The organism is Sphingobium sp. MP9-4 (assembly GCF_005281675.1).
In the GTDB taxonomy this organism is placed as follows: Bacteria; Pseudomonadota; Alphaproteobacteria; order Sphingomonadales; family Sphingomonadaceae; genus Sphingobium; species Sphingobium yanoikuyae.
In genome coordinates this window covers 1-15,637 of sequence record NZ_LUFI01000031.1, presented here as the reverse complement: position 1 = coordinate 15,637, position 15,637 = coordinate 1, and the positions used below count along the sequence as shown (strand labels likewise).

The 15,637-nt window shown below is 65.7% G+C and carries 15 protein-coding genes and 1 riboswitch; of the genes, 2 read left to right on the top strand and 13 right to left on the bottom strand.

Annotated elements, in window-relative coordinates; genetic code table 11:
* The first annotated feature begins 36 nt into the window (after nt 1–36).
* Complete coding sequence (locus tag A0U87_RS10065) at nt 37–552, top strand: hypothetical protein (protein ID WP_048936212.1); 516 nt, start codon at nt 37–39, stop codon at nt 550–552.
* On the opposite strand, the gene gltB is transcribed toward A0U87_RS10065, so the two are convergent.
* The 6 genes from gltB to A0U87_RS10035 all read right to left on the bottom strand — a co-directional run bounded on the left by gltB (nt 553) and on the right by A0U87_RS10035 (nt 10,173).
* Nucleotides 553–5,088 carry a glutamate synthase large subunit gene (gene gltB, locus A0U87_RS10060; RefSeq protein ID WP_048936213.1) on the bottom strand — a complete coding sequence of 1,512 codons (4,536 nt, stop codon included), beginning with the start codon at nt 5,086–5,088 and terminating at the stop codon, nt 553–555.
* An 85-nt stretch (nt 5,089–5,173) separates the two neighbouring features.
* Nucleotides 5,174–5,893 carry a DUF2059 domain-containing protein gene (locus A0U87_RS10055; protein WP_048936214.1) on the bottom strand — a complete coding sequence of 240 codons (720 nt, stop codon included), beginning with the start codon at nt 5,891–5,893 and terminating at the stop codon, nt 5,174–5,176.
* A complete protein-coding gene (locus tag A0U87_RS10050; protein WP_004209812.1) occupies nt 5,893–7,344 on the bottom strand; it encodes an NAD(P)-dependent oxidoreductase in 1,452 nt (483 codons plus the stop codon). Before A0U87_RS10050 ends, A0U87_RS10055 begins: the two co-directional genes overlap by 1 nt.
* A 165-nt stretch (nt 7,345–7,509) precedes the next feature.
* A complete protein-coding gene (locus A0U87_RS10045; RefSeq protein ID WP_048936215.1) occupies nt 7,510–8,319 on the bottom strand; it encodes an undecaprenyl-diphosphate phosphatase in 810 nt (269 codons plus the stop codon).
* Nucleotides 8,320–8,502: 183 nt separating this feature from the next.
* The gene (locus A0U87_RS10040) at nt 8,503–9,432 is read right to left on the bottom strand and encodes a complex I NDUFA9 subunit family protein (RefSeq protein WP_048936216.1); all 930 of its coding nucleotides are present in this window, start codon (nt 9,430–9,432) and stop codon (nt 8,503–8,505) included.
* Between the two features lie 162 nt (nt 9,433–9,594).
* Complete coding sequence (locus A0U87_RS10035; protein WP_048936217.1) at nt 9,595–10,173, bottom strand: TMEM165/GDT1 family protein; 579 nt, start codon at nt 10,171–10,173, stop codon at nt 9,595–9,597.
* Nucleotides 10,174–10,266: 93 nt separating this feature from the next.
* Nucleotides 10,267–10,375: riboswitch (yybP-ykoY riboswitch) on the bottom strand.
* Between the two features lie 34 nt (nt 10,376–10,409).
* On the opposite strand from A0U87_RS10035, the gene A0U87_RS10030 reads away from it, so the two are divergent.
* Nucleotides 10,410–10,826, top strand: coding sequence for a DUF1801 domain-containing protein (locus A0U87_RS10030; RefSeq protein WP_137405506.1), 417 nt, complete (start codon nt 10,410–10,412; stop codon nt 10,824–10,826).
* A 179-nt stretch (nt 10,827–11,005) separates the two neighbouring features.
* On the opposite strand, the gene A0U87_RS10025 is transcribed toward A0U87_RS10030, so the two are convergent.
* The 7 genes from A0U87_RS10025 to A0U87_RS09995 all read right to left on the bottom strand — a co-directional run.
* Nucleotides 11,006–11,404: a hypothetical protein gene (locus A0U87_RS10025; RefSeq protein WP_004209832.1), complete on the bottom strand. Its 399-nt coding sequence runs from the start codon at nt 11,402–11,404 to the stop codon at nt 11,006–11,008.
* 97 nt (nt 11,405–11,501) lie between these two features.
* On the bottom strand, nt 11,502–12,062 hold the full coding sequence (locus A0U87_RS10020; protein WP_010336965.1) for a hypothetical protein: 561 nt from the start codon (nt 12,060–12,062) through the stop codon (nt 11,502–11,504).
* 15 nt (nt 12,063–12,077) lie between these two features.
* Nucleotides 12,078–12,632 (bottom strand): demethoxyubiquinone hydroxylase family protein, encoded by a 555-nt coding sequence (locus A0U87_RS10015; protein ID WP_048936219.1) that lies wholly within the window; start codon nt 12,630–12,632, stop codon nt 12,078–12,080.
* Nucleotides 12,629–13,123 (bottom strand): disulfide bond formation protein B, encoded by a 495-nt coding sequence (locus A0U87_RS10010; RefSeq protein ID WP_004209835.1) that lies wholly within the window; start codon nt 13,121–13,123, stop codon nt 12,629–12,631. Before A0U87_RS10010 ends, A0U87_RS10015 begins: the two co-directional genes overlap by 4 nt.
* Nucleotides 13,124–13,196: 73 nt before the next feature.
* A complete protein-coding gene (locus tag A0U87_RS10005; RefSeq protein WP_048936220.1) occupies nt 13,197–14,552 on the bottom strand; it encodes a S41 family peptidase in 1,356 nt (451 codons plus the stop codon).
* Between the two features lie 124 nt (nt 14,553–14,676).
* Entirely contained in the window at nt 14,677–15,111 is a 435-nt protein-coding gene (locus A0U87_RS10000) for a hypothetical protein (protein WP_048936221.1), read from the bottom strand.
* A 119-nt stretch (nt 15,112–15,230) separates the two neighbouring features.
* The coding region (locus tag A0U87_RS09995) for a peptidoglycan DD-metalloendopeptidase family protein (protein WP_170978385.1) at nt 15,231–15,637 on the bottom strand (407 nt) is incomplete at its 5' end.

Below are 15,637 nucleotides of genomic sequence, written 5' to 3'. Positions count from 1 at the left end.
TTGGCAGAAAGTCGGTTGCGAAAGGGGGCTGGCCCCATGTCGTTGCATTTCTGGGTGGGATCGGGCGGCGCGTTGGTGGTTGCCGCGGTGATGGGGCTTGGCCTGGGCGCCTATGTCACCAGCCCGCAAAAGCCGGTGCGGCCTGCGCTGGAGGCGGAACTGGATAACGGCGACATGGCGACGGTGCCGAATTTGCCGGAGGCCGAGCGCGGACCGGCGTTCGTGACCTGCACCGGATGCGGGCCGACGCTGGAGGAACGGCGGATGCAGGCCGACATGGCGGGGCTGGATGCCGATGGCATGATCGGCGAATCGCGCGATCCGGCGGTGCGCGACTATCTGGCGGAAGAGGAACAGCCGGTCGAATCGGCGGCGTTGGGGTATCCGCCGCTGCCGCAGCCGACGGTGCGGGTCGATCGCCTGCCGCCGCGGATCGAGCGATTCGCGGCGGGCGAGGCGGAACCGGGACCGGCGCTGAGGCCGGTCGCGGCGACGACGGCGCCGTCCCCGCCGGTCCCCGCAGAACCGGCAGAGGCGGGCTTGCCGCAGTAATTATTCGGCAGCGACCGGGGTCGATGCGTCGCTCAGCGGATGGGTCAGGCGATTGACCATTTCCTTCGGGCAGACCTGCCAGATGTAGCGGCGCCAGCGATCCCAATCCTCCAGGATGGTGTTCGACCATTTGCTGTCGGTCGCGACCGCATGTTCAGCGATCAGCGCCTTGAGCTCGCCTTCCCAATGGGCACTGTCCAGACGCTGCCAGACGATGCTTTCCGGGTTGGCGCGGCTCGGGAAGCTGCCATCCTCGTCGAGGATGAAGGCCATGCCGCCGGTCATGCCCGCGCCGAAATTGGCGCCGGTCTTGCCCAGGATCACGGCGGTGCCGCCGGTCATATATTCGCAGCCATTGGCGCCGCATCCTTCGACCACCACCTTCGCGCCCGAATTGCGGACAGCGAAGCGCTCGCCGGCCTGGCCCGCCGCGAACAGCTTGCCGCTGGTCGCGCCGTAGAGGACGGTGTTGCCAAGGATGGTATTGTCCTTCGACGAGAGCGGCGAGGAGACGGTGGTGCGCACCTTGATGATGCCGCCCGAAAGCCCCTTGCCGACATAGTCGTTAGCGTCGCCGAACACTTCCAGGGTGATGCCCTTGCAGAGGAAGGCGCCGAGCGACTGGCCGGCCGAACCGCGCAGGCGCACGGTCAGATGGCCGTCCGCCAGCGTCGACATGCCGAACTTTTCGGTCACGGCCGAGGAGAGGCGGGTGCCGACGGCGCGGTGCGTGTTGCGCACCGTGTAGGTCAGCTGCATCTTCTCGCCGCGCTCGAACACGGCGCGGGCATCCTTCATCATCTGCGCGTCGAGGCTGTCGGGCACTTCATTGCGCCACTGCGGCAGGCTGAAGCGGCGATGCTCGTCGGGGGCGTCGACCTTGGCCAGGATCGGGTTGAGGTCGAGATCGTCGAGATGCTCGGCGCCGCGATTGACCTGCTTCAACAGTTCGGTGCGGCCGATCACTTCGTCCAGGCTGCGGAAGCCCAGACGGGCCAGGATCTCGCGCACTTCCTCGGCGATGAAGGTCATCAGGTTGATGACCTTTTCCGGGGTGCCGGTGAACTTCTGGCGCAGCTTCTCATCCTGCACGCAGACGCCCACGGGGCAGGTGTTGCTGTGGCACTGGCGCACCATGATGCAGCCCATGGCGACCAGCGACAGCGTGCCGATGCCGAACTCCTCGGCGCCCAGGATCGCGGCGATGACGATGTCGCGCCCGGTCTTGAGGCCGCCATCGGTGCGCAGCTTCACGCGGTGGCGCAGGCCGTTGAGGGTCAGCACCTGATTGGCTTCCGACAGGCCCATTTCCCAGGGGGTGCCGGCATATTTGATCGAGGTCTGCGGGCTGGCGCCGGTGCCGCCGACATGGCCGGCGACCAGGATCACGTCGGCATGCGCCTTGGCAACGCCGGCCGCGACCGTGCCGATGCCGGCCTGGCTGACCAGCTTGACGCAGACGCGCGCGCGCGGGTTGATCATCTTGCAGTCATAGATGAGCTGCGCGAGATCCTCGATCGAGTAGATGTCATGGTGCGGCGGCGGCGAGATCAGCGTCACGCCGGGCGTCGAGTGACGCAGGCGGGCGATGAACTCGGTCACCTTGAAGCCGGGCAGCTGGCCGCCCTCGCCGGGCTTGGCGCCCTGTGCGACCTTGATCTCGATTTCTTCGGCGCTGCCCAGATATTCGGCATGAACGCCGAAGCGGCCCGACGCGATCTGCTTGATCACCGAATTGGCGTTGTCGCCATTCTCATAGGGCTTGAAGCGCGCGGCATCCTCGCCACCCTCGCCCGACACCGCCTTGGCGCCGATGCGGTTCATGGCGATCGCCAGCGTCTCATGCGCTTCGGGGCTGAGTGCGCCCAGCGACATGCCCGGCGTCACGAAGCGCTTGCGGATCTCGGTGGTGGCTTCCACCTCGTCGATCGGCACCGCCTCGCGGGCGAAGTTGAACTCCATCAGGTCGCGCAGATAGACCGGCGGCAGGTCGCGCACGCCGCGCGAGAATTGCAGATAGGTCGAATAGCTGTCGGTGCCGACGGCGGTCTGCAGCAGGTGCATCAGCTGGGCGGAATAGGCATGGGCCTCGCCGCCGTTGCGCTGGCGATAGAAGCCGCCGATCGGCAGGCGGACGACCGCGCTGTCATAGGCCTTGTCGTGGCGCAGCATCGCCGAATAGTGGAGCGAGGCATAGCCTTCGCCCGAAATCTTCGCCGGCATGCCGGGGAAGAGATCGTTGACCAGGGCGCGCGACAGGCCGACCGCTTCGAAATTATAGCCGCCACGATAGGAGCTGACGACCGCGATGCCCATCTTGGACATGATCTTGAGCAGACCCTCGTTGATCGCGGTGCGCTGACGCTCGAAACACTGGTCGAGGGTCAGGTCGCCGAACAGGCCTCGGGCGTGGCGATCGGCGATGCTGGCTTCGGCCAGATAGGCGTTCACCGTGGTTGCGCCCACGCCGATCAGCACCGCGAAATAATGGGTGTCGAGCGCTTCGGCCGACCGCACGTTGATCGACGCATAGCTGCGCAGGCCCTTGCGGACGAGATGGGTGTGGACGGCCGCGGCCGCCAGCACGCCCTGGATCGCGACCCGGTCCTGCCCGGCACGCTCGTCGGTCAGGAACAGTTCGCTGCGTCCTTCGCGCACCGCCTGCTCGGCCTCCTCACGGATGCGGGCGATCGCCGCGCGCAGCTGTTCCTGGCCGCCGGTCGAGGGGAAGGTGCAGTCGATTTCGGCCACGGCCGGGCCGAAATAGGCCTTGAGCCGCGCCCATTCGGCGCTGTTGAGCACCGGCGATTCCAGCACCAGCACATGGCTGTTCTGCGCATCTTCCTCCAGGATGTTGTGGAGGTTGGAGAAGCGCGTCTTGAGGCTCATCACATGCCGTTCGCGCAACGGGTCGATCGGCGGGTTGGTGACCTGGCTGAAATTCTGGCGGAAGAAATGGCTGATGGTGCGCGGCTTGTCGGAGATGACCGCCAGCGGCGTGTCGTCGCCCATCGAGCCGATCGCTTCCTTGGCATCCTCCACCATCGGCGCGAGGATCAGTTCCATATCCTCCAGCGTCATGTTGGCCGCGACCTGGCGACGGGTCAGTTCCGCCTTGTCCCATGCCGGCAGGGCGCTGGGGACGTCGGGCAGGTCGGTGATGTCGAGGAAGTCCTTGATCAGGTCGCCATAGGGGCGCTCACCCGCGATGCGATCCTTGATCGCGCGGTCGTCATAGACTTCGCCTTCCTGCAGATCGATCGCGATCATCTGGCCCGGACCCATGCGGCCCTTCTGGACGATGGTGGTTTCGGGCACGACGACCATGCCGGTTTCCGAACCCACGATCAGCAGATTGTCGCCGGTCAGCGTGTAGCGCAGCGGGCGCAACGCGTTGCGGTCGACACCGGCCACGACCCAGCGGCCGTCGGTCATCGCGAGCGCGGCCGGGCCATCCCACGGCTCCATCACGGAGGCGAGATATTCATACATGTCGGCATGCGCCTTGGGCAGTTCGGCGCTTTCCGCCTGCCATGCCTCGGGCACCAGCATCAGCTTGGCCGTGGGCGCATCGCGGCCCGAACGGCAGATCGCCTCGAACACGGCGTCCAGTGCGGCGGTATCCGACGCACCGGCCGGGATCACCGGCTTGATGTCCTCCGACTGCTCGCCGAAGGCCAGCGACGCCATCTTGATCTCGTGGCTCTTCATCCAGTTCTTGTTGCCGCGGATCGTGTTGATCTCGCCATTATGGGCGAGGGTGCGGAACGGCTGGGCCAGCCACCATTGCGGGAAGGTGTTGGTCGAATAGCGCTGGTGGAAGATGGCGACACGGCTCTCGAACCGTTCGTCCTGCAGGTCCGGATAGAAGACCGACAGCGATTCGGCGAGGAACAGGCCCTTGTAGATGATCGAGCGGCACGACAGCGAGCAGACGTAGAAATCGCTGATCTGCGCTTCGATCACCTTCTTCTCGATGCGGCGGCGGATCAGGTAGAGATCCTTCTCGAACTCGCCGACGTCGCGCTCTTCGGGCATCGGGCCGGCGATCATGATCTGCTCGATCTCGGGACGGGTGCGCTGCGCCTTCTCGCCGATGACGGAGACGTCGACCGGCACCTGGCGCCAGCCATAGATGGTGTAGCCCGCGTCGATGATCTCGGCTTCGACGATGGTGCGGCAGGTTTCCTGCGCGCTGAGGTCGGTGCGCGGCAGGAAGATCATGCCGACGGCGAGGCGGTTGGGCAGCGGCTTGTGGCCCGAATCGGCGATCGCATCGTCGAAGAAGCGGACCGGCAGGTCGACATGGATGCCGGCGCCATCGCCGGTCTTGCCATCGGCATCGACCGCGCCGCGGTGCCACACGGCTTTCAGCGCATCGATCGCGGAGGAGACGACGCGGCGGCTGGGCCGGCCGTCGGTCGCGGCGACCAGGCCGACGCCGCAGGCATCGCCCTCCATCTCGGGATGATACATGCCCTCGGCAGCGATGCGTGCGCGCTCTTCGGGGCTGGCCATGAAATTGGTGTCGGTCATGATGACTTACCCTTGCATCTGGCCGTCCCTTTCTTGGGGCACGGCCGCCTTCATTCTGTTGGTGCCGGCGTGCCGGCGTCGATCGTCAGTTTGCCTTTTGCGTGTCCGCCCCGAGCAATGCGGTGAGGCGGTCGCGTTCGGCCTTGGTCAGGTCTTTATAGGTGCGCGGCTTGGGCAGCTTGGCGAGTTCGGCCTGGGAGGATTGCATGATCTCCGGCATGGCCTTCATCATGTCGGGCATGATCTTCTGCATGCGGCCGATATAATGGGGGTCGGTTGCCAGCTGCATGAAGCCCTCGCCGAACTTGGCGCCGGTCGGCGTCTTCAGGAAGGCGGCGATCTGATCCAGCTCGTTCGCATTGTAGCGATAGGCAAAAGCCTCCGCCATGCCGGCGCGCATGTCCGGTTCGTAACGGCCCATGAAGCGGCCCATGGCGGGCATCATGGTGTTGACGATCACGTCCATCCGCTTGCGGAAATTGGGATCGAGGATCGCCATCATTTCCTCCATCGTGCCTTCGCCCAGACCTTCGGCCCGTTCGGGGTCGATGCCGCCGACCTTCAGGAACTCGCGGATGGGCATCTTGGTCATGCTGTCCATCATCGGGCCCATCATCTTCTGCATCATCGGGCCCATCATCTTTTCCATCGTGCCGTCGGGCAGGATGAGGGCCGCGATCGGCTGCGCCTTGGCGAGCAGCGCCGGATCGACCGGCTGCTCGGCGGCTACAGGCGCCGCCGGCGTCTGCGCCTGCACGGCGACCGGGGCCGCCAGCAGAAACAGGGACAGGAAGGCGAGGCGCATCACGCGGCAACCTTCTCGCTGGCAGCGGCGACGGCCTTGGCCTTGAGATATTTGTGCATATGGTCGGTCACGTCGCGGCCATCGCGGATGGCCCAGACCACCAGCGATGCGCCGCGCACGATGTCGCCGGCGGCGAAGACGCCGTCCATGCTGGTCATCATCGTCTTGTGATCGACGCGCAGCGTGCCCCAGCGGGTGACCGACAGGTCGTCGGCGCCGAACAGGCGAGGCAGGTCTTCGGGATCATAGCCCAGCGCCTTGATGACCAGATCGGCTTCCAGCGTATGTTCGCTGCCCGGATCGGGCTCGGGCGCGCGGCGGCCCGATGCGTCGGGCGAACCCAGGCGCATCTTGGTGACCTTGACGCCGGTGACATGCTCCGTACCCTCGAAGGCGATCGGGGCGGTCAGCCAGACGAACTCGACGCCTTCCTCCTCGGCATTGGCGACTTCGCGCTGCGAGCCGGGCATATTGTCGCGGTCGCGGCGATAGAGGCACTTTACCGACTTGGCACCCTGGCGGATGGCGGTGCGGACGCAGTCCATCGCGGTGTCGCCGCCGCCGATCACGACGACATTCTTGCCGGTGGCGAGCAGGGTGCCATCCTCATGGCCGGGTACGGCATCGCCGAAGCCCGCCTTGTTGGAGGCGGTGAGATAGTCGAGCGCCTTGACCACGCCCGGTGCGCCGACGCCCGGCGCCTTGATGTCGCGGGCTTTGTAGACGCCGGTGGCGATCAGGATCGCGTCATGCTTGGCACGCAGCTGTTCCATGCTGGCGTCGCGGCCGACTTCGAACCCTTCGTGGAAGATGATGCCGCCATCCTTGAGGCGCTGGACGCGGCGCATGACGACATCCTTTTCCAGCTTGAAGCCGGGGATGCCATAGGTCAGCAGGCCGCCGGCGCGGTCGTGCCGGTCATAGACATGCACTTCATAGCCCGCGACGCGCAGATATTCGGCGGTGGTGAGGCCGGCGGGGCCGGCACCGATGACGCCGACCGACTGGCCGCGCGCGGCGCCGGGGACCAGCGGTTCGACCCAGCCTTCCTTCCAGGCGGTGTCAGTGATGAACTTTTCCACCGAGCCGATGGTGACCGATCCGTGGCCGGAAAATTCGATCACGCAATTGCCCTCGCACAGACGGTCCTGCGGGCAGATGCGGCCGCAGATTTCCGGCATGGTGCTGGTCAGGTTCGACAGCTCATAGGCTTCGCGCAGGCGCCCTTCGGCGGTCAGGCGCAGCCAGTCGGGGATATGATTGTGCAGCGGGCAGTGGGTCGAGCAATAGGGCACGCCGCATTGCGAGCAGCGCGACGCCTGCTCCTCGGCCTTGTCCAGAATGAAGGACTTGCTGATTTCCAGAAAGTCCTCGGCGCGCGCATCAGCGCCGCGCTTTTCCGGATAGGCCTGTTCCTTGCCCACGAACTTCAGCATCGGATTTTCAGCCATGGCATTTCCCTGCAACGATTGTTTGCAGTGCGCATAGCAGGAAAACCCGCGGAGTCACGCGGATTCTGGCATTTAAGACAGCTAAGCTGACCTATTATCTGGCGGTTTGGGAAAAGACTGTCGCGGCGCTGTAATTATCTTTCAAATATTAGGTCCGTATCGGCCTTATCTCAGGCTGAGCCAGACCAGCGCGCCGATGCCGGCAATGATTCGATACCAGGCAAAGGGTGCGAAGCCGTGGCGCGACACCAGGCCGACGAACCATTTGATCACCAGCAGCGCGACGATGAAGGAGACGACGAAGCCGAGCGCGATGCTGTCCCAGCCGACCTGGGCGCTGGTGAGCTGGTCGCCCTTCTTGAGCAGTTCCAGCGTCGAGGCGCCGAGCATGGTCGGGATGGCGAGGAAGAAGCTGAATTCGGCGGCGGTGCGGCGTTCGACGCCCAAGGTCAGCGCGCCCATGATGGTCGCGCCCGAGCGGCTGACGCCCGGCACCATGGCGAGGCACTGGATGAAGCCGATGCCGATGACGCGGACCAGCGGAATGTCGGCGATGCCGTGGAAGCGCTGTTCCCTGATCAGGCGTTCGATCACCAGGATGGCGACGCCGCCGACCACCAGCGCGACGGCGACGACGCGGGGCGAGCCGAGCAGCGTGTCGATATAATCGTGCAGGGCAAGGCCGATGACGACGGCGGGGATGAAGGCGACCAGCAGGTTGCGCACGAAGCGGATGCTGACCGGGTCGAGGCGGAGCAGGCCCATGGCCACCGCCCAGAAGGTGCGCCAGTAGAGGACGACGACGGCGAGGATCGCACCGAGCTGGATCATGACGTTGAACATCGCCCAGACCGACGCATCATAGCCGAGCAACTCGCTCGCCAGGATGAGGTGGCCGGTCGAGGACACGGGGAGAAATTCTGTCAATCCCTCCACGATGCCGAGCAGGATGACCGTCAGATAATGCATGTCCATGGGGATGTCGGATCCTCAAGCAGGGGGCGCATAAGCCAAGCCCTCCCCCCGCGAAGGGAGAGGGCCGGGCAATGCCTATATGTCAGGGATGCACCATGCCGCAGTGCAGCGAAAAGGCAAAGCGGCATGGCCACGGCCGGTCGTGGCCGATCATCGGCCCGTCGAGCCGATGGCGGGAATGGATCAGGCCTTCACGCGGCCGGCGAAGCGGCCATGCTTGCGATAGGGGACCATCCAGCGTTCGGCGACGGCGGCCATCGGCGTGGGGGCGACGCCCAGCGCCTCAAGGCCCGGCGCGCCGGGCGCGGCGACATTGTCCTGGCCCAGCATGGCGAGCTGGTCGCGGGTGATCGGGCCGCCGGGCAGCATCGCCAGCAGTGAGGCGAAGGCACCGGGCACCTCGACCAGCGGCTTGTCGCCCCGGCCGATCGCCTTGGCGACCCAGGCGTTGATTTCCTTCATGCTCATGACCTGCGGGCCGGCGAGTTCGAAGGTCTTGCCGCCAAAGGCGCCGGGCTGCTGCGCCGCATTGGCGATCGCCTCGGCGACGTCGCCGACATAGACGGGCTGGAATTTGGTGGCGGCGCCGATCACCGGCACGACCGGGCCGCTGCTGGCGACGCCGGCGAAGCGGTTGAGGAACTGGTCCTCCTGGCCGAAGATGATCGACGGGCGCACGATGGTCGCGGTCGGGAAGGCGGCCAGCACGGCGGCTTCGCCCGCAGCCTTGGACCGGCCATAGGCCGAGGGGCTGTTGGCGTCGGCGCCGATCGCCGAGACATGGACCAGCGCGGTGACGCCGGCAGCGGCCGCCGCTTGAGCGACATTGGCGGCGCCCTCATGCTGGATGGCGTCGAAATCGCCGCTCAATATGCCGACCAGGTTGATGACGATGTCGCTGCCGTGGAGGGCGCGGGCGACGGTGTCGGGCTTGCGGATATTGGCCGCGACGAATTGGGTCTGGCCCAGATTGCCGAGCGCCTTCACCTTGACCGAATTGGCGAGGTCGCGCTGGGCGATGCGGACGCGCGCGCCGCGTGCCATCAGCGCCTGGGCGACCTGGCGCCCGAGAAAGCCGCCGCCGCCGAAGATGGTTACCAGATTGTCCTTCATCACGCGCGTCCCATGCTGTTCGAAAAGGGGAAAGTTCGTGCCGTTTCCCTTGCAACTTCCGCCGCCCGCTGACAACCGCCCGCCGGCGGCGGCGTTCCCTTTTCTGGAGCGTTTTCTAATCGGGTGGTATCACCCGATGGCTCGGAAAACGCGACCAGCCAATCAGCCGATCCAGCCCTGCAGTCCGGCGATCATCCAAAGGCCCAAGAGAAGGAAGAGCAGGGCCGCACCGATCTGCAGCGCGCGCATCGGCACGCGCTTCGCCAGTGCTTCGCCGAACAGCACGGCCGGGACATTGGCCAGCATCATGCCGCAGGTGGTGCCGGCGGTGACGGCGAGCAGATTGTCGAACTGGGCGCCCAGCGCCACGGTCGCCACCTGCGTCTTGTCGCCCATTTCGACCAGGAAGAAGGCAACGAGCGTGGTCACGAACACGCCGGCCTTGGACGGGGCCTTGAGCGGCGCATCCTCGTCGATCTTGTCGGGCACCAGCGTCCAGAGTGCCATGGCGATGAAGCTGGCGGCGACAGCGTAGCGGAACCAGGGCTGGGTCAGCACCCCGGCAATCGAATGGCCGACCAGCGCGGCGAGGAAATGATTGGCGATGGTCGCGACGAAGATGCCCAGGATGATCGGCACCGGCTTGCGAAAGCGGGTGGCGAGCAGCATGGCCAGCAACTGCGTCTTGTCGCCCATTTCGGCGAGCGCGACGAGGGCGGTGGAGGTGAGGAAGGCTTCCATGAAGAACGTCCGGGCCGGGCTCTGACAAAAGACACAATGCCACCGTCTTCCCCGCCCGGCCGGACTGGGAAGCCGATGCCATTGGTCTCGCCCGATGCGGCTGATACCGCATCCCATATGCCATGGCCTCTCGGCCAAATATGTTGACATATGGCCCGTCCCTTTCAGCGGAACGGCTGGCTACTCCCCAGATGACGCGCTAGCCTGTAGTCGGACAGGCCGCGAAAGGCAAGCCGATGGCGACGGGTGAGAACAAGACCACGGAGACGATGGCGGATGTCGCCGCCTATCTCGACACGGTCGAACCGGCCGAGCGACAGGCGGATGGTCGGATGGTCGCGGCGTTGATGGCGCGGCTGTCGGGCGAGCCGCCACGGCTGTGGGGGCTGAGCATCATCGGCTTTGGCCGCTATCATTATCGCTATGACAGCGGGCGTGAGGGCGACATGTGCCGGATCGGCTTTGCGCCGCGCAAGGCGGAGCTGGTCTTCTATCTCGCCGGTCTCGACGACGCCGATTTCATGGCATTGGGCAAGCATCGGCGCGGCAAGGGCTGCCTCTATGTCAAGCGGCTGGCGGATATCGACATGGACGTGCTGGAGGCGCTGATCGTGCAGAGCCTGGCGCATATGGACGGGCTGTATCCGCGCTAGGGCGTGTGTTGATACATTAGGCCCTGTTGGTGGTCATCGCCTGTGTCACCCATCACCGTCACCCTGAACTTGTTTCAGGGCCTGTCCTTCCCAACAGGTCCACCGGTGCTGGGGTTTGATGAATGCTGAAACAAGTTCAGCATGGCTCTAGCTATTCAGGCCCGCTCGCCTGCAGCGGCTCAGGGCGTGCTGCTGCTCTGCTGCATCCGCCGTTCGGCGAACCATTGTTGCAGCATCTGGGCGGTGCAGCCGGTGAAGCCGTTGCTGCCGATGGCCGAGCAGCTGTTGGGCAGGATCTGGCGCTGGGTCTGTTCCATCGTCGCGACCTGGCTGCCCCAGCCGGGGCCTCCCACTTCTTCGGGCTTTTCGCGCAGCTTCTTGGGGATGCGATAGCGTTCGGATTCGGGCTTGCGGGCGCAGACCACGATTTCCTCGCCCTGGCCGGTCGGGCAGGGATCATCGCCATAGACGATGAGGTTGAAGATCTTCTGCGGCGGATCATCCTGGGCGACGGCCGGCGCGGCGGGCAGGGCCAGCGCGGCCAGGCCGGCGATCAGCAGGGGGCGGGGGAGACGCATCATCAATTCCTTCATTCGCCCCGGTTGCACCCCGCTCGTCCCGCGCTGCACTGGCGCGGGATCGATATGAACAGACGCCGCAGGACGCCCCATGCCGTCACGGCCGGGGCGGGACTTCCTGTTCCTGCGCCTTCTTGGCATCGGCGTCGGCCTTTTCCTCGGCCAGAACGCGCTTTTCGATCGCCTCGCTGTCGGCGTCGATGGTCGACAGGCGCCTGGCGCGCTCGGCTTCGACCAGATCCTTCCAGCTGGCATTGTCGGCCTGCTGCCGTTCCGCCTTGGCGAGGCGCGACAGCTTGGCGAAGCAGCCGGTGGCGCCGCCACCGCCGACCGGCGAGCAGCTTTCGGTGCCGTCGCGACCGACATATTCCATCGACTTCACCCGCTCGCCCCAGGCCTGGTTGCTGGGCTTGTTGGGGTCGCCGCGCAGCGGCTCGGGAATGCGGTAACGTTCCTCCTCGCCCTTGCGGGCGCACACGACGATGCCGTCGCCCTGGCTCTGGGGACAGGCATCATCGCCATAGACGATGACCAGATTGACCTTTTCGGAGCCGGTGCTGGTGGCGGCCGTGGGGGCGCTGTCCTGCTGCGCGAGCGCGGGGGCGGCGGTGCCCAGCATCAGGCCGGCGGCCAGAGCGATCAACGGGGTCTTCATCATCGGTCCGTCCCTTATTCAGATGCGCTTCGACAGCGCGATGGCGGCGCGGCAACCCAGGCGGATCGCGCCGGACAGCAGCGGATAGGCCGGGGCCTGTTCCGCGCCATGGGCGATGGCGGCGTCGCGATGCTCGACCTCCTCCGCCTGGAAATCCTTGATCAGGGCAGAGAGTTCCGGATCATCCTCGCCCAGTTGCTGCAACTGTTCTTCATAATGAAGGTCGATCTCGGTCTCGATCGCGGCGGTGCAGGCCATGGCGGCCTTTGGCCCCATCGCGGCGGTCATAGCGCCTAGGGCGAAACCGGCAACATTCCAGATCGGATGGATCGCGGTCGGGCGCACGCCGCGCTTGGCGATCAGCGCGTCGAAGGCGGCCCGATGACGTTCCTCCTGCGCGGCCATGCCGGCGATCAGCCGGCCATAGGGATGGCGATCGCCCATCACCGCAAGCTGCCCGGCATAGATGCGCACCGCGCCGAATTCGCCGGCCTGGTCGACGCGCACCATGGAGGCGCGATCAGTTGCATTGGTGCGACGTCCGGGACGCGGGAAATCCTTGGTGGCGCTCATGCCTTCCTCGCTTTCAGCAGCAGGGCCAAGATGGCGAGCGCGGCCGCGCCCGACAAGAGGCCGTTATAGCCTGCCAGCGAAATGCCGAAGAGGCTCCAGGGCGCGACATCGCAGCGGGTGATCGGCGTTGCCATGATCTGGCTCAAAATATCGGCGCTGCTGCCGCCGGTCGGCGTGGTCGAGCAGGCGGTCAGCCCTTCCCACCAGCCATATTCGACCCCGGCATGGAACAGGCCGATGGCGCCGCTGATGCCGATGGCGATGCCGGCGAAACCGGCGAACAGCCCGCTCATGCAGGCGCGGCCGCGCAGGGCGTAGGCGACCAGCGCCAGCGGGATCGCCGCCATATGGGGGTAACGCTGCCACCAGCACATTTCGCACGGATGCAGGCCGCCCAGATATTGGGAGGCATAGGCCGTGCCCAGCGCAATCAGGGGCACGAGCAGGGCAAGCAGGCGGGCGCGGCCCAGGGCGGGGGACAAGCTGTTCATATCGCCCGCTTAAACCCTTGTCCGCCTTTCGTCATGCTGAACTTGCCCGTCCGGTCATCCGAACGGGCACGACTCATTTCGCGCCGGGCTTGCGCGCAGCGGCCTGCTGCGCCTGGGCGATGGTGGCGCCCGGCGTGCCGGCGAGGCGGGAAATGGTCTTGAGCGCATAATCGAGCTGGAAGTCCTCGATCCCCTTCTTCTTCAGCTCCTCGGCGGTCTGGGCGAAGCGCGGATCTTCCTTGCTGTCCTCTTCCAGCGCGGCGTCGTCGGTCTTGATCTCGTTGATCAGGTGGCGGCGCAGGTCGCTTTCGCGGAACTTGGGGCGATCCTTGTAATCCGGGTCGCTGAGCTGCGGCACCTTGATGTCCGGCTGGATGCCACCTTCCTGCACGCTGCGGCCCGAAGGCGTGAAGTAGCGCGCGGTGGTGAGCTTGAGCGCGGTGGTGTTCGACAGCGGCAGCATGGTCTGAACCGAGCCCTTGCCGAAACTGCGTTCGCCCATGATGAGCGCGCGATGCTGATCCTGCAGCGCGCCGGCGACGATTTCGGAGGCCGATGCGGAGCCCGCATCGACCAGCACGATCACCGGCAGCCCCTGCGCGTCATCGCCGGGCTTGGCATAATAGCGTTCGACATCGCCCTTGTTGCGGCCGCGCTGCGATACGATCTCGCCGCGCTCCAGGAAGACGTCGCTGGTCGACACCGCTTCGTCCAGCAGGCCGCCGGGGTTTGAGCGCAGGTCGAGGATATAGCCGGTCGGCTTGTGGCCCAGGCTCTTGTCGATGCTGCGGATCGCCGAACGGACATCGGCGCCCGTATTGGCCGAGAAGCTGACGATGTTGATGACGCCGATATTGTTCTTCACTTCCCACTTCACCGGCTTGATCTCGATGATCTCGCGGGTGAGGGTCAGGTCGATCGGCTTGTCGCGGCCGGTGCGCACGATGGTCAGCTTGATGCTGGTGCCGGGCGCGCCGCGCATCTTGTCCACTGCTTCATCCAGCGTGCCGCCATAGATGAGCTGGCCGTCAATATGGGTGATATAGTCGCCCGCCTTGATCCCGGCGCGCCAGGCTGGCGTATCCTGGGTCGGCGCGATCACCTTGACCGCGCCATCCTCCTGCGTGACCGACAGGCCAAGGCCGCCATAGCTACCCTCGGTCTGGGTGCGCAGATTCTGGAAATCGCGCGCGTCGAGGAAGCTGCTATGGGGGTCGAGGCTGGCAAGCATGCCGTCGATCGCGCCCTTGATCAGCTTTTCGTCGTCGACCTTCTCGACATAATCGCTGCGGACCTTCTGGAAGACGTCCATGAATTCGTCGAGCGCCTTGTAGCTCGATGCCTCGCCATCGGCGAGCGCCGCGGTGGTGGCGGGGATGAGCGCAAGCGCGCCGAGCGCGACCGCGCCCTGCAGGAAGGTGGATTTCATGGCTGTCCTTGGAGTCCGCATCAAGGGATCGATATACGTCGATTCGCTATCCAACGCAAAAGCGCGCTTCGACCAATGTTGCCTGGCGTCGATGAGCGTGGGGTTAATGGGGGTGATTATTGCCTTATCCGGCGAGAGCCTTGATCATGAGGCTGATCTTGGACTCGAGCCGTTGCCGCGCCGCATGAATCATTTTGCAACGTTCGATGGCTTCGTTTTCGTCGAGCACCAACGTCTCGCGCACGACTTTGCCGTTCCGTAATGCCTGCAAACGCAAGGTGACGTGCCATCGGCCTTTGTGATCGACGGTGATGGTCTGTGTGCCATGGCACAAGGTCGCGCGCAGCGTTTCAAAGGCGATGAACTCTTCCAGGGCCTTGGATAGTGCCTTGCCTTCAACGGCAAATGGGCCGTCGGTCCCGATGGCCTCGGCCAGTGCGGCAAATCGCTGGCCCACAAGATGGGGCAGATTGATGTTCTTGCCCTTGGTCGGGACATTGGAAAGCTGGATCAACGCCTCGGTCACGGCCGCCTCGGCGCGGGCAAACTCTTCGATCATCCGTCCCCGCCAAGCACTGGCGCTCTGCCACAGGTCGGGCCAGATCTCATGTGCGGGCAGGGGCAAAGGCGTATGAGCGTTCACCCAAGCAGGCGTAAGCGGCAAGTCTTGCGATTGCGTTAGCCCAGCCCCACCAGCGGCACGATGTCCACCGGGCGGCCGTTGCGGCGCAGTTCGATGGTGACGGTGGGGCGGCCCTGGGCGGCGGTGAGGCCGACCGGGTCGCCTTGGCGCACACTTTCGCCGACCTGGGCGGTGACGCGGTGCAGGCCGGTGATGAGCGTGGTCCAGCCCTGGCCATGGTCGATGATCAGAATCTGGCCATAGCCGCGATAGGGACCGGCAAAGGCGATGCGGCCGGCGGTCGGCGCGACTGCCTGGGCGCCGGCCTGGGTCACCAGGGTCAGGCCGCGCGAGCGCACGCCGCCGTCATTCACCTCGCCCATGCCGGTGACGAGCTGGCCGACGACGGGCAGGCGGTAGGGCGGCGGGCCGCTGTCCAGCGCCTCGCGGTCGGGGGCAGGGG